This is a genomic window from Klebsiella sp. 1SOBk10mer (assembly GCF_046602535.1).
In the GTDB taxonomy this organism is placed as follows: domain Bacteria; phylum Pseudomonadota; class Gammaproteobacteria; order Enterobacterales; family Enterobacteriaceae; genus Klebsiella; species Klebsiella quasipneumoniae.
Window position 1 is genome coordinate 41,058 of the sequence record NZ_JBKIUP010000003.1, and the last position, 18,332, is coordinate 59,389.

Below are 18,332 nucleotides of genomic sequence, written 5' to 3' on the forward strand. Positions count from 1 at the left end.
CTGCGCCTTACCGGGCCTACGGGCTGTCGCTACCAGTTTCATCATCATCCAGGCCGGGCAAGCGCAGCGCCGCCCGGCAATGGCTGTCACTCGGGCAACGCGCAGCCGGGCTTAGCTGCCGCGGTAGGTCGACCACCCGCCCGGGGCGATCAGAAACGGCAGATGGAAATGGTCCTCTGCCGCCTCGCCAATGACAAAATCAATCTGCGCTCGGGTAAAAACGCTCTCGCGCCCGGCACGGGCAAACCACGCCCCGGTTTCCGCGGTTAAACAGTAGCGCCCCGCCGGCAGCGGCGCGGCGCTGAAGGTGACGATACGCCCCTGGGCGTTGGTCACCAGGTTCGCCAGGGTCTCGCCCTCCCGGCTCAGGCTGACCGCGACGCCTTCAGCCGGCGTGCCGGTGGAAATATCCAGAATATGGGTGCTCAGGGTGCTCATTCGCCAATCGCTCCTTCCAGTCTTAACATCGTAATTTCCCGCAGCTGGGCAAGCGCCTCAGCCACTTCTTCGTCAGCGGTATGCTGCAGCCGGCGCGTCAGCGCCTGCAGAATCTCTTCGCCGCTGCGCCCTTTGGCGCGGATTAAAAACACCCGGCCAAAGCGGGCTTCGTAGCGGGCATTCCCCTCCCGCAGGGCCTGCGCCAGTCTTTCATTATCGCTGTCCACCGCCGACTGCTCCTGGCGTGACATCGTCGCGTGCGCCTGGCTGCCGCTCGGTTTTTCGCCGATCCGCGGATGGGCGCTGAGCGCCGCGTTCAGATCGTTCTCTCCCCAGTCGCCCATCGCTTCCCGGGCGACCTGCAGCAGCGCTTCACGGTTGGCGAAGGGGCGCAAGTTCAACAGCGTATCGCTCCAGGCCGGGATCGCCACACAGGGAGCCAGCAGCTCCCCTGCCTCATCGTCACTCAGGCTGTTAAACTGACTCAGCGCGATCATCCTGACTCCTTATCGTTTTCGTCGCCGCCTGCTCCTGCGGCAGAACAAGGTTCAGCGCTATCGCCACCAGCCCACCGCTGGTGGCCGCCGAACCGAACAGATCGCCGACCATCGGCGGAAAATGGCTGAGAAACGCCGGCACCGACTCCACGCCAAGACCCGCGCCAAACGCCAGACCCACGATCAGCACATCGCGTCGGGTGAGCGGGTTCTGGGTAATGATCCGGATCCCGGCCGCCACCACACAGCCAAACATCACCATCGTGGCGCCCCCCAGCACCGGCGCCGGGATCTGCCGCAGCAGTTCGCCCACCGGCGGGAACAGCCCGAGCAGGATCAGAATCACGCCAATGTAGCGCCCGACATAGCGGCTGGCCACCCCGGTCATCTGGATCACGCCGTTGTTCTGCGCGAAAGTCGTGTTCGGAAAGGCGCTGAGCATCGCGGCCACCATGCAGCTGACGCCGTCCGCCAGGATACCGCCCTTCAGCCGGTTGCGGAAAGCGCGATCGTCAACAGACTGTTGTGAAATGAGCGAATTGGCCGTGAGATCGCCTACCGCCTCCAGAATACACACCAGCGACACCAGCGCCACCGGCAGAAAGATCGCGCTGTTAAACTGAAAGCCAAACGGAAACAGCGTTGGCAGGCGGAACAGGGTGTCGCCCAGGCTGTGAAGATGGAACTGACCGCTCAGCCCTGCCGCCACACAGCCCAAGGCAATGCCCACCACCACCGAGGAGAGCCGCAGCCAGCGGTTTTTGGCGCAGCTCAGCAGGACGATAACGCCAAGGGTACCCGCTCCGAGCGCGATATTGCTCATGCTGGCGAAATCCTGCGCCTTTTCCCCACCGCACCAGTTAATGACGCTGACCTTGATCAGGCTGATGCCGATCAGCGCAATCACGCTGCCGGTAATGATGGGGGTAAAGATTTTCTTCAGCGGTTCGATAAAGCGGCTGACAATCACCGGCACCAGGGCGGCGACAAAGTTAACGCCAAACAGCATCGCCATAATGTCCTGCGGCCCGCCGCCCTGCGCTTTCACCCACATCCCGCCGGCTACCGCCACGCCAAGAAAGGCGAAGCTGGTGCCCTGCATGCAGATCATCCCGGCGCCAATGCCCCAGACCCGGTTGGACTGCAGAAAGGTACCGATACCCGAAGCCAGCAGCGACATACTGATGAGATACGGCAGCCAGTCGCCGAGTCCGAGGGTGGCGCCGATGATCAGCGGCGGCGTGATGATACCCACCAGACCCGCCAGCACATGCTGGAGGGCGCTAAAAAAGGCCGGAAGCGGTGGGATCCGCTGTTCAAGGCCGTAAAGCAGGCCGCTGTGATGTTCGTCAGACATGGTGTTATCCCGTAGCAAAGAGAAGTGCATGGGCTACTGCACAAAGCAGGCCAGAGACGACAAAAGCGCACGGATAAATTTATTAACACTGAAAAATCATAATCTTAAATTACTCGAGTGATGCATCACCCCCCTCCGCTGCTGAACCAGAGCACTGAAACGATAGATTCTTAATGCAACATACAGAAACTTTTGATTCATAAAAAGGCAACCAATGCGTCACATTGCACCGATACGGTGCACCATGACCTGTCGCAGTGCCTCTGGCGGGCGGTTTTCCTCCCTCCGGCGAACTGGTACGCAAATTGCTGTAGTCAGTCACTACATATGGAGAAGGAGAAAAAAATGAAAGCAATCGTGATTGGCGCCGGCATCGGCGGCTTAAGTGCGGCAGTGGCGCTCAAACAATCGGGGATCGACTGCGACGTCTATGAGGCGGTGAAAGAGATCAAACCGGTCGGCGCAGCGATTTCCGTGTGGCCCAACGGCGTGAAGTGCATGGCCCACCTCGGCATGGGCGACATCATGGAGACCTTCGGCGGACCGCTGCGCCGCATGGCGTATCGCGATTTCCGCAGCGGCGAGAACATGACCCAGTTCAGCCTCGCGCCGCTGATCGAACGCACCGGCAGCCGCCCCTGCCCGGTATCCCGCGCAGAGCTGCAGCGGGAAATGCTGGATTTCTGGGGACGGGAGCGCGTGCAGTTCGGCAAACGCGTCACCCGCTGTGAAGAAAACGCCGACGGCGTGACGGTGTGGTTTACCGACGGCAGCAGCGCCAGCGGCGATCTGCTGATTGCCGCCGACGGCAGCCATTCCGCGCTGCGTCCGTGGGTGCTAGGCTTTACCCCGCAGCGCCGCTACGCCGGCTACGTCAACTGGAACGGTCTGGTGGAAGTAGATGAAGCGCTGGCGCCCGGCGATCAGTGGACCACCTTTGTCGGCGAAGGCAAGCGCGTCTCGCTGATGCCGGTCTCCGCTGGCCGGTTCTACTTTTTCTTTGATGTGCCGCTGCCGGCGGGTCTGGCCGAGGATCGTGACACCCTGCGCGCTGACCTCAGCCGCTACTTTGCCGGCTGGGCGCCGCCGGTGCAGAAGCTGATCGCCGCCCTTGACCCGCAGACCACCAACCGTATTGAAATCCACGATATCGAACCGTTCAGCCGCCTGGTGCGCGGTCGCGTCGCGCTGCTGGGCGACGCCGGACACAGCACCACCCCGGATATTGGCCAGGGGGGATGTGCGGCGATGGAAGATGCGGTGGTGCTGGGCGCCGTTTTCCGCCAGACCCGCGATATTGACGCCGCCCTGCGCGAATATGAAGCCCAGCGCTGCGATCGGGTTCGCGATCTGGTGTTGAAGGCGCGCAAGCGCTGCGATATCACCCACGGTAAGGATATGCAGCTCACCGAAGCCTGGTACCAGGAGCTGCGGGAGGAGACCGGCGAACGGATTATCAACGGCATGTGCGACACCATCCTCAGCGGGCCGCTGGGCTGACGGTCGCCATGGACTCAATCACCGCGCTCAGCGTCTGAATGGCCATCTGCGCGGGACGCGATAGCTGACGCGAGGGCGCGGTGCACAGCGCCAGAGTCAGCGGCCGCAGCAGCGTACTGCGCAGCGGGATAAAGGCCAGCTGTCCGCGCTGAACCTCGTCCAGCACGTCGAGCAGGCTGAGGAGCGTCACGCCGCTGCCGCGCAGCACCAGCGACTTAATGAGTCGAATATCATTGCAGCTGATGGTATTCTCCGGCGCAAAGTCATGGTGGCGATAGAGGAGCGCAACACGCTCATGAACAATCAGCGGCGCGCCGGGCACGATGTGCCGCTCCAGGCTGAGCTCGCCCAGAGACAGGGCCTTCGCCCCCGCCAGAGGATGGTCCGGGCGCATCACAATCCCCACCTCCAGTTCGGCAAAGGCCAGCACGCTGAGTCCGGCCTGCCCCTGCGGATCGAGGATCAAACCGACGTCCAGATCCCCCTGACGCACTTTCTGGCTGACGGTGTGGCTGTCGGCCACCTGCAGATCCAGCTCCAGCCACGGCCAGCGGGCGATGATTTCCGCCAGCGCGGCGGCGAAGCCGCCTTCCGCCAGCGCCTGCACCATGCCGACGCTGACGCTCCCGCGCTTCATCCCCTGCAGCTCATCAAATTTTTGCCGGGTCTGACGAAACTCCTTCTGCCAGCGCAACAGATTGTCATACAGCAGTTCACCCGCAGTGGTCATCCGTAGTCCCTCCGGCAGCCGCTCGAACAGCGGCGTCCCGAAGGCCTCCTCGGCCTGCAGGATCTGGCGGTTAATCGCCGAGGCCGAGATATGCAGCTGCTCGGCGGCCCGGCGCAGGCTGCCGCAGCGAGCCACGGCGATGAAATAGTGGGCGAAACGGGAAAATGGACTCATGGTGCCCCTGTACTCTTTTTTGCAACAGCAGAGTGAATTAATGGTGATGGATGTGAACACCCTAATATGACAACAATAATCTCACAACAATAAAACAATCACCGATGTGAGCAGGAAGAGAAATCATGAAGACAACCACCCCCACGCCCCCCGCCCATTGCACCTTCGATCCGGAAGACTGGCTGCGGCTGGCCCGTTGCTGGCACCCGGTGGCCCGCGCCTGCGATATTGACGGCGCTCCGGTGAAAGCCACCCTGCTGGACGAACAGCTGGTTATCTATCGTATAAAAGGCCAGGTGGTTGTCGCCCGCGACGTCTGCCCGCACCGCGGCGTCCCGCTGACCCTGGGGTTTCATGAAGAAGAAGGCATCGTCTGCCCCTATCATGGCCTGCGCTTTGGCGAGGATGGCCGCTGCAACCGCATCCCCTCCAGTCCGGGGCAACCCATTCCGGCCAAACTGCATCTCACCAGCTTCGCCGTGGAGGAGCGTTACGGGCTGATCTGGACCTGCCTGGCCTGCGATCCGGACAATCCGCCGCCGTTACCGACCATGCCGCACTGGGACGACGCCGGCTTTCAGCAAATCAACTGTCCGGCCTTTGAAGTGAAGGGCTTTGCCGGCCGCCAGGTCGAAGGCTTTCTCGATGTCGCCCACTTCGCGTGGATCCACACCGAGACCTTCGCCGATCCGGACAACCAACAGGTGCCGGACTACACCCCGCAGGAGACGCCGTTCGGCTTTGTTGCCGACTACTGGAGCTCGGTAGGCAATTACCCGGCCAGCTCCGATTTCCGCGCGCCGGAAGGGTTCCAGTGGCTGCGTCACTTTGAAATGCATCTGCCGTTCACCGCCACGCTGACCATCCATTTCCCTGCCGATGCGAAGCTGGTGATCATGAACGCCGCCTCGCCGGTGTCGTCGCGCGTGACGCGAATGTTTGCCCCTATCGCCCGCAATTTTGACCTGCATGTGCCGGTGGAAGACGTTCATGCGTTCAACCTGCGGGTGTTTGAGGAGGACCGCCTGATGGTTGAGACCCAGCGCCCGGAGCGGCTGCCGCTGGATCTGACCCTGGAGGCGCATATTCCGGCAGACCGCAGCTCTATCGCCTACCGGCGCGGGCTGAAGAAGATGGGCTTTGGCGATTTCTTTCTGGTATGAGTGGAGGTCTTATGCGCGACATACTCCCGGTGGTGGTCGATGGCCTGTGGCGCCAGGGCGCGAAAAATCTGGCCGTTCGTCTGGTGAGCGCCGATGGGCAACCGCTGCCGGCGTGGGCGCCCGGCGCCCATATCGACCTCCATCTCCCCTGCGGGCTGATCCGTCAGTATTCGCTGACCGGCAGCCCGGCCAGACGGGATCACTATCTGCTCTGCGTCGCCCGCGAGGCGCAGTCGCGAGGCGGCTCCCGTTATATTCATGACACCCTGCGTCCGGGGCAGCCCTTGCTGATCTCTGCTCCGCGCAACCACTTTCCCCTGCACGGGGGCGGCCACGTGGTGCTCCTCGCCGCCGGGATCGGCATTACGCCGCTGCTGGCGATGGCCCATGCGCGGGCGGCGTCCGGCGCCAGCTTTACGCTGCACTATTACGTCAGCCGCGCGCAGGAGGCCGCCTTCGCCACCGAGATCGCCAGCCAGCTCACCGGCGGAACCTGCCTGATCCACAGCTCTGCCGACGGGCAGAGTCCGCGCCTGCGGCTGGCGCAGGATCTGGGCGCGCCGGACGCCGACACCCGAGTCTATTTCTGCGGACCGCCGGGGTTTATGGCCCAGGTGCGCGACACCGCGCTGGCGGCCGGCTGGGCGGAAACGCAACTGCACAGCGAAGCGTTCCAGCCGACCGTCCCGACGGCGGCGTCGGCGGAGGACGGCACCTTCACCATCACCCTCGCCTCCACCGGGGAGCGCTGGCCGGTCCCGGAGGACAAAACCATCGCCCGGGTGCTGCAGGAGCATGGCGTTGAGGTGCCGCTCTCCTGCGAGATGGGGATCTGCGGCGCCTGCCTGACGCCGGTGCGGGAGGGAACGGTAGACCACCGGGATACCGTGCAGTCGGAGGCGGAAAAACAGGCCGCGGAGCAGCATATCGCGCTGTGCTGCTCCCGCAGCCTGTCGGCCAATTTAGTTATCGATCTCGCGGGATAAGCGGCCGGTCTCCGGCTGCTCGGCGCTGGCGACCGGTTTCACCCGCACGGCGGTGAAGACCACGACCATCGCGGTCAACAGCAGCAAACCGCTGCCGGTGAAGACGCCGCTGGCGCCATGTAGATCGAACACCGCCCCGCCGCCGGCGGCGCCGGCGCTGATGGCCAGTTGAATAGAGGCCACCAGCAGACCGCCTGCGCTTTCCGCCTCATCCGGCACGGTGGTGGCCAGCCAGGTGGACCAGGCCACCGGCACCAGACCGAAGGCAAATCCCCACAGGGCGACCAGCAACCCGTCGAGCACGGACAGATGGCCAAACGTCACCATCAGCAGCGCCAGGACGCTCATCATCAGCGGCACCAGCGCCAGGGTCAGACGCAGGCTGCGGCTCAGCAGATAGCTCGCCACCGAGGTGCCGATAAAGTTAGCGACACCGAAGCCGAGCAAAATCAGCGAAACGCCTTCAACGCTGGCCTGCGCGACGGTCTCAAGGAACGGTCGCAGGTAGGTGAAGAAGGCAAAATGGCCGCTGAAAATCAGGATCGACGCCAGCATGCCCCCCAGCATACCGGGACGGCGCAGCACCCTGAACAGCGTGGAGAAGGTGCCAACGCTTTCCGGCCGCATGGAGGGCAGCCCCCACAGCTGCCAGAGCAGCGCCAGCAGGCTGGGTATCGCGCAGAGAATAAACACGTTGCGCCAGCCGATCAGCTCTCCGAGGTAGCTGCCGAGCGGCGCGGCCACCACCGTGGCGACAGACACCGCGGAAAAGATGATCGCCAGCGCTTTCGGCACATGGGCCGCCGGCACCAGACGCATCGCCGTGGCGGTGGACATCGCCCAGAAACCGCCGATGGCGATCCCCAACAGCAGACGACCAAGCAGGAGAAACGCCAGCGAACCGGCAAAAGCGACCATCAGGCTGGAGACAATCTGCAGCACGGAAAAGAACATCAGCACCCAGCGGCGGTCGATATTGCGGGTGGCGGTGGCGATCAGCAGGCCGGTGACTAACGCCACTAACGCCGTGGCGGTCACCGCCTGCCCGGCCATCCCTTCGCTGACGCCGAGGCTGCTGGCCATCGGCGTTAACAGGCTGGCGGGCAGAAATTCAGCCACGATCAGGCCGAACACCCCGAGGGCCAGGGCATAGACGGCGCGCCAGGCAGGCCTGACGGGTGACAGGCTCGCGTCAGCAGCTATGCAGGAAGTCATATACATCTCTCCAGGTTTATTAACATCCTGGTCATCTTAGGGGCTTACCCCTGGACGATATATGATGCATACTCTTCAGTTATTGATTATTCGTCCGGAATTACCATGAGCCAGCCCACTATCGACCTGACCAGCGAACTGCTGCGCGGTATGCGCCTCTCCGGCGTGAATTACCGGCGCATCGAGACCTCCCGCCCGTTTGGCGTCGGCTTTAGCGCCGTGGCGGGCAAAGCCCAGTTCCATTTCATCAGCCGCGGGCCGGTGCTGCTGCGCATGGCCAGCGGAGAACAGTTCACCCTGGAGAGCGGCGACGCGCTGTTTATTCCCAACGGCGACGGGCACGCCCTGCTCTCCGATCCGCAGGCCGCGGTGGTGAATGTGGCGCAGCTGAACAGCGAAACGGTGTGCAGCACGGTCAGTTGTATCAACGCTGGCGGCCAGCCTGACTGCCCGGAGCGCGCCGTGATTTTCAGCGGTTGTATGGACTTTGAACTCGGCGGCATGCAGCCGCTGGTGAAGGCCATGCCCGAAGTGATGCGGGTGAGCTGCCTGCTCAACACCTGGCCGGAGATCCAGCCGCTGCTGGCGGCGATGGAGCGGGAATCGCTCACCCGCCAGGCGGGCTATGCCGGGATCCTCGCCCGACTGGCGGACGTAGTGGCCGCGCTGATAGTCCGCGGCTGGGTGGCCTGCGGGTGCGGTAACGCCACCGGCTGGGTGCAGGTCCTGCGCGATCCCCGGCTGGCGAAAGCGATCTACGCCATGCATCAGCGTCCGGGCGTTAACTGGAAAGTGGAAGATCTGGCGCGGGAGGCGGGGCTGTCGCGCTCTCTCTTCGCCGAGCGTTTTCTTGCCGCCACCGGCACCACCCCCGCCCGCTATCTCACCGAGCTGCGTATGCGGCTGGCGGTGCAGTACATCACCCACGAAGGCCAGGCGCTGGAAAAAGTCGCCTTCAGCCTCGGGTATCAGTCGCTGGCGGCCTTTAGCCGGGCTTTCAAACGCATCACCGGCCAGCCGCCGGGGGCACTGCGCGCGACGGTACGCTAGCGTCAGCCTTTATATAAAGCGATACACGCCGTTGCCGACGCGAAAGCGTTGCCCCTTAAGCGCCGGGTTGGCGACGCGAAACACCAGCTCGGCCAGCTGGTTGGCGGGTCCCTGGCGAAAAATAAACCACTGGCCGCCCGCGTCCAGCCCCTGCTCCCCCTGTGACGGGAAGCCCAGTAGTGCCTGCCAGCGGTCGCGCACCGCCTGCGGATTGTCCACCTCGAACACCGCCTGCTCGAGCACAATGTCGCCCAGCGGATGAGGCACGTCCAGCCCCTGAGCGCGCAGCCGCGCCAGCCGGGTCTCGTCGTCTTCTCCCCACTGCAGCACAAAGGGAAAGACCAGCCCGTCGGTGTCGCCATCGATGGTGAAGATCCGCCAGCGGATGACATTGCCCTGCGGATCGTGGCGCTGGCCATCGACAATCGGTGACACCGCCAGCCCCTTGCGACGCAAGTGGTCATGGGTGGCGTCGATGTCGTCGCTGCGCAGCGCGACGCGTAACAGCGCTTCGTTCTCCGGCAGCAACCGCGCGGCATCCCGCGAGAGCAGAAATCTGTCCGTCGCGGCGCGCAGTTCGTCCGGGTCGGAAATGGCGAGGAATTCGATATAGGTCAGACCAAAATAGCTCAGCGCATTGCGGGTTCCCCTGCCCGGATGGCGCCCGCCGACCGCCGCCCGCAGCTGCTGCCCGGCAAAGATTTCAATCGCCGCTTCCGGCTGATTCACAAACTGTACTGCGTGATCCCACTGCAAGGTGGCCATGATCTCTCCCGGGGTTGTGCCTGTTAAGACGTCTGCGGCAAAAGATAGTGCTGGGGTGAAGGCAATGGCAAACAAGAATTATGTATATTGAAAGCTGGATAAGTGATTTATATCAACGCGGTATGTTGAGTGTGACAGGCGATGAAACGGCGGGCTAACGAATTGCCCGCCGGCGGGATCAGACCGACCCTTCTTTCTCAATCACCAGAATACGCGCCGCCCCCTGGGGATGGGCGACATGCTCGCATCCCACCTCGGCGTAAAAGATATCTCCGGCGTTCAGCATGATCACCTGTTCCTCGCCGTCGACCTTCACATGCATCGCCACCTGACCATCCATCACGGCAAACACCTCCTGACCGTCGTTGATGTGCCAGATATAGGGTTGGTCGGTCCAGTGCAGGCGCACGGTGGTGCCGGAAAAATTGGCAATGTCCAGCGCGCCCCACGCGCGGTCGGCGGTGAAATCTTTACTGCTCCAGCTCTGCATGATGTTGTCCTGTGGTAAGGGTTATTTTTTCTGCCAGTTTGCCCAGGGATCCGGTTTCTCTGCCGGCGCATCGTCGTCGAGCGAAGCCAGATACATCGCCTCCACCTATTTACGCGCCCACGGCGTCCGGCGGAGAAATTTCAGGCTGGACTTGATGCTGGGATCGCTTTTAAAGCAGTTAATGTTGACCTGGCGGGCCATTTCCGCCCAGCCGTAGCGCGCCACCAGGGCATTGAGCAGCGCTTCCAGCGTCACGCCGTGCAGGGGATCTTTTGAGCTGTGCATGAGGATACATCCGTTCCGCATTAAAAAAGTGCGCCCACCTTACTGACTCTCGGTGACGGGCGCAACGGCTTCAGTTCGCCCTTACGCCTTTATCTATTTAACGCAAAAGCACTGAACCCCGCGCGGACATAAATTAGAAAATAACGTTATTGGTTGCTTATCTGGCCCTGAGGCAAGCTGTGCTCAGCCCCGGACAGAGGAAATCACCATGCGCTGCTGTTGTGCCAGAACCCTGAACCTGAATCGACCCATAACTTATTATCCCGTTTTCGGAGAACACAATGAACGCGACCACCCTGCCGATTCTCGATCTGGCCCGCTACGCGGACCCCGCGGATAAAGCGGCCTTCCTGGCCGACCTGCGTCACGCCGCCCGCGACATCGGCTTCTTTTATCTGATCAACCACGGTGTCGACGACGCGCTTCAATATGAAGTTCAGCGCCAGTCCCAGCGCTTTTTTGCGCTCGATGATGCGCAAAAACAGCAGGTGGCGATGATCCACTCCCCCCATTTTCGCGGCTATAACCGCGCGGCCTCTGAGCTGACGCGCGGCCAGCCTGACTGGCGAGAGCAGTTTGATATCGGCGCCGAACGTCCGGCGCTGACCCTCAGCGACGACGCGCCGCGCTGGCAGCGCCTGCAGGGTCCGAATCTGTGGCCTGCCGCGCTGCCATCGCTAAAACCGGTATTACTTCACTGGCAACAGCAGATGACTCAGGTGGGGATCCGCCTGCTGCGCGCCTTTGCCGAAGCGCTGCAGCTCCCGGAGAATGCCTTTGACCGGCTTTACGGCGACCAACCCAACGAGCATATCAAGCTGATCCGTTATCCCGGCCAGCAGGAGACCCAGAGCAGCCAGGGCGTTGGCGCCCATAAAGATTCCGGTTTTCTCAGCTTCCTGCTGCAGGACGAGCAGAAAGGGCTGCAGGTTGAGGTGGCGCCCGGGCAGTGGATCGACGCCGTACCGCTGGCCGGCAGCTTTGTGGTCAATATTGGCGAACTGCTGGAGCTGGCCACCAACGGCTATCTGCGCGCTACCGTTCACCGGGTGGTGTCACCGCCGGCTCAGCAGCAGCGCCTCTCCATCGCTTTCTTCCTTGGCGCCCAGCTTGACGCGGTGGTGCCGGTTTATACCCTGCCGCCCGAGCTGGCGCGTGAAGCGCGCGGTCCGGACAGCGACCCGCACAATCCGCTGCTGCGCGATGTCGGCTGGAATTATCTCAAGGGCCGTCTGCGTTCCCATCCGGACGTGGCGGAACGCTACTATCAGGACGTTTTTCGCGAACGCGCCGAGCAATTGATCGTTTAACCATAACTAAAAAGGAACACACCATGAAATATGCTGCTTTTAAACTAGCAGGGGTCGCACTGTCTCTTTCTCTGGCATGGACGTCTGCCCAGGCCGCCGCGCTGCGCGTCGCCGCGGACCCGGTTCCCCACGCGGAGATCCTCAACTACATCAAAAAAATCGATCCCAGTCTCGATCTTAAGGTGGTGGAGCTGACCAGCGGGGTCAACGCCAATGAACTGCTGGCCAGTGGCGATGTGGATGCCAACTACTTCCAGCATGTCCCCTACCTGAAGGATCAGGAGAAAGCGCTGGGTAAAACCTTTGCCGTGGCGGCCACGGTTCATATTGAGCCGCTGGGGATCTATTCGCATAAGCATAAAGATTTCTCGTCGCTGCCGGAAAACGCCACGGTGGCGGTACCGAATAACACCACCAACCTGAGCCGGGCGCTGTTCCTGCTGCAGGCGCAGAAGCTTATTAAGCTGGACCCCAAATTTACCGACCCGGCCACCACCCTGGCGACGCCGAAGGATATTGTTGAGAACCCGAAACACCTGAAGATCCTGGAGATTGAATCGCCGCAGATCCCGCGCTCCCTCGACGATGTCGACCTGGCGGTGATTAACGGTAACTACGCGCTGGAAGCCGGTCTGGTGCCAGCGAAAGATGCCCTGGGGCTGGAAAGCGCCGAGCATAACCCCTACGCCAATATCCTGGTGACCACCCCGGCCCTGGCGAATGACCCGCGTATTAAGGCGCTGGCGAAAGACCTGACGTCGCCGCAGGTGGCGGAGTTTATCCGTAAAAACTACAACGGCTCGGTGATCCCGGTGGCCCCTCAGTCATGATCACCATCGAAGGGCTGAGCAAAACCTACGCCGGAACCGGCCGACCGGCGCTGAACGATATCGCGTTACAGATCCCGAAAGGGGCGATATACGGCATTCTCGGGCGCAGCGGCGCCGGCAAAAGTACGCTCATCCGCTGTCTCAATTTGCTGGAGCGGCCCACCTCGGGCCGCATTCTGGTGAACGGACAGGATATTACTCAGCTGAACAAGGCGGCGCTGCGGGATTATCGCCTGCGCACCGGGATGATTTTCCAGCACTTCAATCTGCTGCATGCCCGCACCGTCGCCGATAACATCGCGGTGCCGCTGGAGATTGCCGGGGTGCCGCGGGCCGCTCGCGAAGCGCGGGTGCGCGAACTGCTGGAGCTGGTGGATCTCAGCGAAAAGGCCGCCGCTTTCCCGTCGCAGCTTTCCGGCGGGCAAAAACAGCGCGTCGGCATCGCCCGGGCGCTGGCCGCCCGACCGGAGGTGCTGCTGTGCGACGAGGCGACCAGCGCTCTGGATCCCGAGACCACCGCCTCGGTGCTGGCTCTGCTGGCGGATATTAACCAGCGGCTCAATCTGACCATTGTGCTGATAACGCACCAGCTGGAGGTGGTGAAAACCATTTGTGACCACGCGGCGCTGCTGGAACAGGGCGAGATTGTCGAGAGCGGCAAACTCGCGGACCTGCTGGTGACCCCATGGTCGCGGCTGCGCCAGTCGCTGCTGCACGACCCGCAGGCTGAACAGGATTTTCTTACCCGTCACGGCGTTCAGGGGAGGCCATTATGCGGAGTAGCATGAGCTGGGAAGATTTGTGGCCGTTATTACTCGACGGCACGCTGGATACGCTCTATATGGTGGGCCTGGCGGCCCTGTTTACCGTGCTGATCGGGCTGCCCACCGGTGTGTTGTTATTTATTTCCCGCGCCAACGGGCTGGCGCCGATGCCGAAACTGAACGCGCTGTTAGGCGCGGTGATCAACATCGGCAGGTCGCTACCGTTTATCGTGCTGCTGATCGCCCTGATCCCTTTTACCCGGCTGATCGTCGGCACCACGCTGGGCAGCACCGCCGCCATCGTGCCGGTGACCATCGGCGCCTTTCCGTTCTTTGCCCGCCTGACGGAAAACGCGCTCGACGAGGTGGATTACGGAAGAATCGAAGCCATTCTGTCGATGGGCGGCAACGTCTGGCACGTGATTTTTAAATCCCTGCTGCCAGAAGCCCTGCCGACGCTGCTGGCCGGGATCACGCTGACCATCGTGATGCTGATTGGCTTTTCGTCGATGGCCGGGGTGATCGGCGGCGGCGGACTCGGCGACCTCGCCATCCGCTACGGCTATCAGCGATTCAATAATGAGGTGATGTTTGGCACAGTGCTGATCCTGGTGGCGATGGTTCAGGGCGTGCAGATGGCCGGCGATCGGCTGGTGCGCAGCCTGGCCCACCGCCGTTAGCCGTCAGTCATTAGTTCCAGCCGCTCTCTGCCGCCAGCTGGCGGACCAGACTGGTGGCGTCACACTCGCGGATCAACCCCACCCCCTGCCCGGCCCAGTGGGCGCCATACTCATGGACGCCCTGGGCTTTCGCGGCGGCGGCCAGCGCTTTGCCGATATCATACGCCAGCGGATAATCCGGCACGGCGCTCGTCGGACAGGCTTCCCCCAGCGCGCAGAAGGCATTCGCCAGACAGCGTGCCGGACGCCCGGAGATCGCGGAAGTCAGCACCGTACGCCCGTCAAGGCTGTTGTGGATCGCCGCGCGATAGCCGGCGTCGGCGGCCGATTCCGGACACAGTAAAAACGCCGTACCGAGCTGTACGCCCTGCGCCCCCAACTGCATCACGCTAGCGATCCCCGCTCCGTCCATGATGCCCCCGGCGGCCACTACCGGGATGGTTAGTCGACGCCGCAGAAGTTGCACCAGGGTGAAGGTGCTCAGCTGCGCGTCAGGCTCCTGCGGAGCAAAGATCCCCCGGTGCCCGCCCGCCTCATAGCCCTGAGCGACCACCACGTCGATCCCCTGCTGTTCAATCAGCAGCGCCTCCTGGAGCGAGGTTGCCGTCGCCAGGGTGACAATCCCCTGCTGTCGCAGACGCTGGATCGTCTCACTTTCAGGAAGGCCGAAATGAAAGCTCACCACCGCCGGCGAGTGGTCGAGAAGCAGCTCCAGCATGGCGGTGTGGCCGATAAACGTCTGGTATATCTCCCTAAGCGATGCCGGAGGCGTACTGCCAAAGCGGGTAAAATGGGGGCGCAGCGTCTCTGCCCAGTCCGCTTCACGTGGGGCGTCGCGCCGCGGCTGCGCATGGCAAAATAAATTGACATTGAACGGCCGGTCCGTCAGCTGGCGGGTGGCGACGATCATCGCTTCCGCTTGGGCAACGGTTGAAGCGCCCAGCCCCAGCGAACCCAGCGCCCCGGCATTACTCACCGCAGCAGCCAGCGCGGGGGTGGAGACGCCCGCCATCGGGGCCTGGATCAGGGGGTAGTCAATATCAAGAAGCGAAAGCAGTGAATTTTGCATGAGTTCCTCGTAGATGAGTGATGCCGGAGGCTTACCATCTCTTTTAAAGATGATAAGATCAACATCATTATCATATTGAGAATAAAAATATGAACCACAGCACACTGCAGATTTTTATCCAGGTGGCCGACACGCAAAGCGTCACCCTGGCAGCAAAACGGCTGGGCCGCGCCCAGTCTAATATCACCACCCGTATTCAGCAGCTGGAAGAGGAGCTTGCCGTGGAACTTTTCGTCCGCGGCAACAAAAAAATGGTACTGTCGCCGGCAGGCGTTCAGTTCCTCAGCTATGCCCGGCGGATCCTGAGCCTGGCGGAGGAGGCAAAGCAGGCTCTGCATCCGACCACACCCGGCGGCAGCCTGCGGTTGGGCGCGATGGAGGCGACCGCCGCCAGCCGTCTGCCGCCGCTGCTTACCCGCTTCCAACAGCAATGCCCGCAGGTGGATGTCACCCTCAGCACCCGGCCGACCCGCCAGTTAGCCGAGGGGGTATTCACCGCCGCCCTCGATGCCGCGCTGGTCTGCTTGCCGCCAGGGCCGGATGGCCAACCGACATGCCCGCCCGGGCTGGAATCTGTCCCGGTGTTTCAGGAAACCCTGATGCTGGTCCGGCCGCAGGGCACGGGCCCTCTGCGGTTCGCGGCATTTACCAGCGGCTGCAGCTATCGGGCGTTGGGAGAGCGCTGGCTGGCGGAGCAACAGGCGGCCGTCGAGGTGCATGAGGTTAGCTCCTATCACAGCATGCTGGCCTGCGTGGCCTCCGGGCGCTACGTCTGCCTGCTGCCGCAGAGCGTGCTGTCGCTGATGACGCTTCCCGAAAACTGTCTTAGCGAACCGCTGTGCGAGGCGACCACCCAGCTTATCTGGCGTCAGGGGTTCAGCACCTCCGCCCTCAGCGAGTGGCGCATCCTGTTGCAAAGCGCTGCGAACGGCTAAGCTAGAAGAGGATTCAGTGACACACGCGCAGGGGGCGAACCAGAGCTCTTGCCGACAAACGCAGAGGCGTTTTGCCGCTACAGTATCAACCCGAGCGACAACAGCGACAGAATCGCTTTTCGCCACAGGTCGCGGCTGTGACGCCGCTTTTTTGCCGGGTGGCGGCTGCGCCTGACCCGGCCTACGCCTTATGGGAGTCATTATGTCGTTCTGCCACATGCGCATCGCCAGACCGGTCAGCGAACTGGAGACCAGCGCCAGCATGTATTGCGCCGGGCTGGGGCTGCAGGAACTTGGCAGCTTTACCGATCATGAAGGATTTAGCGGGATTATGATCGGCTCCGCGGATGCCGGCTGGCATCTGGAATTCACCCATTGCCGCCACCATCCCGTCACTCCCTCGCCAGGAGATGAAGATCTGCTGGTGCTGTACTATCCGCAGCGTCAGGCCTGGGAGGCACAATGCAGCGCCATGGACGCCGCCGGGTTTCTGCGCGTCACGGCGTTCAACCCCTACTGGGAGGTCAACGGTGTCACTTTCGTCGACCGCGACGGCTATCGCACCGTGCTGCAAAACCGCGCCTGGGGCGTGGTGGGCGATGAGTCGCATGTGGCGGCGAGCTGACGATGATCGGGGCTGGCGTCAACCGCTGCAAAAGCAATTATTTACCTTCGGACAGACAACGTTCCCGTCGGTTACCGATAAAACGCCTTCGCGACTCGCCAGCCTTCTCGCGGCGCACTATGCTAAACATCCCTATGTATTAACCCTTTATCCCTATGAGCACTTCCGTCAGCACCACGCAGCTTAATTTGCGCATCATTTCGATCGTTGTTTTTACCTGTATCTGCTATCTCTCCATTGGTCTGCCACTGGCCGTTCTACCGGGTTATATTCACTATCAGCTGGGCTACAGCACCTTTGTCGCCGGTATTGTGATCAGTCTGCAGTACATCTCCACGCTAATAAGCCGGCCGCACGCCGGGCGCTATACCGATATCTGGGGGCCGAAAAGAGTGGTTAGCCTCGGGATCGTCTGCTGTCTGCTTAGCGGCGCCTTCACGCTGCTGGCGGTAATGTTGCAGACGATGCCCATGCTGGCGATTGCCGCGCTGTTGGCTGGCCGGGTATTTCTTGGCGTCGGCGAGAGCTTTACCGCCACCGGAGCCACCCTCTGGGGGATCAAAACCGTCGGCGCGATCCATACATCACGGGTGATCTCGTGGAACGGCGTGGCGACCTATGTGGCGATGGCGGTGGGCGCGCCGCTGGGGGTCACTCTTAACCACTATTTCGGCATCAGCGGCTTTGCCACGGTGGTGGTGCTGGTCGCCGCCATCGGCCTGCTGTTCGCCCGCACGCGGCAAGACGTCAGCGTGACCGCCGGTGTCAGAGCGCCCTTTCACGCGGTGGTGCGCAAAATCTGGCCTTATGGCCTGGGGCTGGCCTTTGGCACCGTCGGTTTCGGCGTTATCGCCACCTTTATCACCCTTTACTTTGCCGCGCACAGCTGGCAGGGCGCCGCGTTTACCCTCTCGCTGTTCAGCGTCGGTTTTATCTGTGTTCGCCTGGTGCTGGGGAATACCATCACCCGCTATGGCGGAGTCCCGGTCTCCCTGGCCTGCTTCGTCATCGAATGTCTCGGTCTGCTGCTTATCTGGCTGGCGCCGTCAGCCTGGGTGGCGGGCATCGGCGCCTTCCTCACCGGCTCGGGTTTTTCGCTGGTCTTCCCGGCGTTGGGGGTTGAGGCGGTAAAACAGGTGGAAGAGCAAAACCAGGGGACCGCCCTCGGCACCTACTCGGCGTTCCTTGACCTCGCGCTGGGGCTGACCGGGCCGCTGGCCGGCTGGGTCGCCGGCTACTACGATCTCGCCACCCTGTATCTGCTGGCGGCGATCGTCGTCGTGTTCGCTTTCCTGCTGATTTTACGCGTACATCTGCAACAGCGGGCAGCGGTCAGGACGTAGCCAGGCCCGGCTCGCGGATCGCCGCGGGCTGCCGACACCGGTAAAAAACGAATCGGCAATTGACGACGATTCGGCTTCCGTGCCAACATCCCCCTCAGCGTCTGGCGACAGATGCAAGGACGGTGG

19 protein-coding genes and 1 pseudogene are annotated in these 18,332 nt (G+C 62.4%); 11 read left to right on the top strand and 9 right to left on the bottom strand.

Annotation, left to right across the window (positions count from 1 at the left end):
- Positions 1-111: 111 nt before the first annotated feature.
- From uraH to ACLH1I_RS10100, 3 genes are read right to left on the bottom strand one after another with little or no spacing between them, the layout of a single operon-like run.
- Complete coding sequence (gene uraH / locus ACLH1I_RS10090) at positions 112-438, bottom strand: hydroxyisourate hydrolase (RefSeq protein ID WP_017900379.1); 327 nt, start codon at positions 436-438, stop codon at positions 112-114.
- Complete coding sequence (gene uraD, locus ACLH1I_RS10095) at positions 435-935, bottom strand: 2-oxo-4-hydroxy-4-carboxy-5-ureidoimidazoline decarboxylase (RefSeq protein WP_151628579.1); 501 nt, start codon at positions 933-935, stop codon at positions 435-437. Before uraD ends, uraH begins: the two co-directional genes overlap by 4 nt.
- Entirely contained in the window at positions 913-2,292 is a 1,380-nt protein-coding gene (locus tag ACLH1I_RS10100; protein WP_048324178.1) for a nucleobase:cation symporter-2 family protein, read from the bottom strand. Before ACLH1I_RS10100 ends, uraD begins: the two co-directional genes overlap by 23 nt.
- A 345-nt stretch (positions 2,293-2,637) precedes the next feature.
- On the opposite strand from ACLH1I_RS10100, the gene hpxO reads away from it, so the two are divergent.
- Positions 2,638-3,792, top strand: a complete 1,155-nt coding sequence (gene hpxO / locus ACLH1I_RS10105) for an FAD-dependent urate hydroxylase HpxO (RefSeq protein WP_032456029.1) — start codon at positions 2,638-2,640, stop codon at positions 3,790-3,792.
- On the opposite strand, the gene hpxR is transcribed toward hpxO, so the two are convergent.
- Positions 3,773-4,696, bottom strand: coding sequence for a LysR family hpxDE operon transcriptional regulator HpxR (gene hpxR / locus ACLH1I_RS10110; protein ID WP_048324174.1), 924 nt, complete (start codon positions 4,694-4,696; stop codon positions 3,773-3,775). The two genes, hpxO and hpxR, sit on opposite strands and share 20 nt — an antisense overlap.
- Positions 4,697-4,821: 125 nt before the next feature.
- Between hpxR and hpxD the strand changes: the two genes are divergently transcribed.
- Both hpxD and hpxE read left to right on the top strand, forming a co-directional pair.
- Positions 4,822-5,859, top strand: a complete 1,038-nt coding sequence (gene hpxD / locus ACLH1I_RS10115) for a molybdenum cofactor-independent xanthine hydroxylase subunit HpxD (RefSeq protein ID WP_004205930.1) — start codon at positions 4,822-4,824, stop codon at positions 5,857-5,859.
- Between the two features lie 11 nt (positions 5,860-5,870).
- Entirely contained in the window at positions 5,871-6,845 is a 975-nt protein-coding gene (hpxE, locus tag ACLH1I_RS10120) for a molybdenum cofactor-independent xanthine hydroxylase subunit HpxE (protein WP_048324172.1), read from the top strand.
- Here the strand turns inward: hpxE and ACLH1I_RS10125 are convergent.
- Complete coding sequence (locus ACLH1I_RS10125; RefSeq protein WP_198079740.1) at positions 6,822-8,060, bottom strand: MFS transporter; 1,239 nt, start codon at positions 8,058-8,060, stop codon at positions 6,822-6,824. The genes hpxE and ACLH1I_RS10125 overlap by 24 nt on opposite strands.
- Before the next feature lie 105 nt (positions 8,061-8,165).
- On the opposite strand from ACLH1I_RS10125, the gene ACLH1I_RS10130 reads away from it, so the two are divergent.
- Complete coding sequence (locus ACLH1I_RS10130; RefSeq protein ID WP_004205934.1) at positions 8,166-9,110, top strand: AraC family transcriptional regulator; 945 nt, start codon at positions 8,166-8,168, stop codon at positions 9,108-9,110.
- 9 nt (positions 9,111-9,119) lie between these two features.
- Here the strand turns inward: ACLH1I_RS10130 and ACLH1I_RS10135 are convergent, their stop codons facing one another.
- The 3 genes and pseudogenes from ACLH1I_RS10135 to ACLH1I_RS10145 all read right to left on the bottom strand — a co-directional run bounded on the left by ACLH1I_RS10135 (position 9,120) and on the right by ACLH1I_RS10145 (position 10,650).
- On the bottom strand, positions 9,120-9,875 hold the full coding sequence (locus ACLH1I_RS10135; RefSeq protein ID WP_198079742.1) for a VOC family protein: 756 nt from the start codon (positions 9,873-9,875) through the stop codon (positions 9,120-9,122).
- Positions 9,876-10,053: 178 nt separating this feature from the next.
- Entirely contained in the window at positions 10,054-10,365 is a 312-nt protein-coding gene (locus ACLH1I_RS10140) for a cupin domain-containing protein (RefSeq protein ID WP_004205936.1), read from the bottom strand.
- Between the two features lie 21 nt (positions 10,366-10,386).
- Positions 10,387-10,650 (bottom strand): annotated as a pseudogene (locus tag ACLH1I_RS10145) (VF530 family DNA-binding protein).
- A 281-nt stretch (positions 10,651-10,931) separates the two neighbouring features.
- Between ACLH1I_RS10145 and ACLH1I_RS10150 the strand changes: the two are divergent.
- The 4 genes from ACLH1I_RS10150 to ACLH1I_RS10165 are packed head-to-tail and all read left to right on the top strand — an operon-like array spanning position 10,932 to position 14,234.
- On the top strand, positions 10,932-11,960 hold the full coding sequence (locus ACLH1I_RS10150) for an isopenicillin N synthase family dioxygenase (protein ID WP_043519549.1): 1,029 nt from the start codon (positions 10,932-10,934) through the stop codon (positions 11,958-11,960).
- 23 nt (positions 11,961-11,983) lie between these two features.
- On the top strand, positions 11,984-12,790 hold the full coding sequence (locus tag ACLH1I_RS10155; RefSeq protein WP_004205939.1) for a MetQ/NlpA family ABC transporter substrate-binding protein: 807 nt from the start codon (positions 11,984-11,986) through the stop codon (positions 12,788-12,790).
- Complete coding sequence (locus ACLH1I_RS10160; protein ID WP_008804932.1) at positions 12,787-13,578, top strand: methionine ABC transporter ATP-binding protein; 792 nt, start codon at positions 12,787-12,789, stop codon at positions 13,576-13,578. Before ACLH1I_RS10155 ends, ACLH1I_RS10160 begins: the two co-directional genes overlap by 4 nt.
- Positions 13,575-14,234 carry a methionine ABC transporter permease gene (locus ACLH1I_RS10165; protein WP_004217626.1) on the top strand — a complete coding sequence of 220 codons (660 nt, stop codon included), beginning with the start codon at positions 13,575-13,577 and terminating at the stop codon, positions 14,232-14,234. Before ACLH1I_RS10160 ends, ACLH1I_RS10165 begins: the two co-directional genes overlap by 4 nt.
- A 10-nt stretch (positions 14,235-14,244) precedes the next feature.
- Here the strand turns inward: ACLH1I_RS10165 and ACLH1I_RS10170 are convergent, their stop codons facing one another.
- Positions 14,245-15,303: an NAD(P)H-dependent flavin oxidoreductase gene (locus ACLH1I_RS10170; RefSeq protein ID WP_064794848.1), complete on the bottom strand. Its 1,059-nt coding sequence runs from the start codon at positions 15,301-15,303 to the stop codon at positions 14,245-14,247.
- Positions 15,304-15,392: 89 nt separating this feature from the next.
- Between ACLH1I_RS10170 and ACLH1I_RS10175 the strand changes: the two genes are divergently transcribed.
- The 3 genes from ACLH1I_RS10175 to ACLH1I_RS10185 all read left to right on the top strand — a co-directional run bounded on the left by ACLH1I_RS10175 (position 15,393) and on the right by ACLH1I_RS10185 (position 18,206).
- Positions 15,393-16,238, top strand: a complete 846-nt coding sequence (locus ACLH1I_RS10175; protein WP_064794847.1) for a LysR substrate-binding domain-containing protein — start codon at positions 15,393-15,395, stop codon at positions 16,236-16,238.
- 202 nt (positions 16,239-16,440) lie between these two features.
- Positions 16,441-16,863: a VOC family protein gene (locus ACLH1I_RS10180; RefSeq protein ID WP_064177844.1), complete on the top strand. Its 423-nt coding sequence runs from the start codon at positions 16,441-16,443 to the stop codon at positions 16,861-16,863.
- A gap of 155 nt (positions 16,864-17,018) precedes the next feature.
- The gene (locus ACLH1I_RS10185) at positions 17,019-18,206 is read left to right on the top strand and encodes an MFS transporter (protein WP_043519545.1); all 1,188 of its coding nucleotides are present in this window, start codon (positions 17,019-17,021) and stop codon (positions 18,204-18,206) included.
- Positions 18,207-18,332 lie beyond the last annotated feature (126 nt).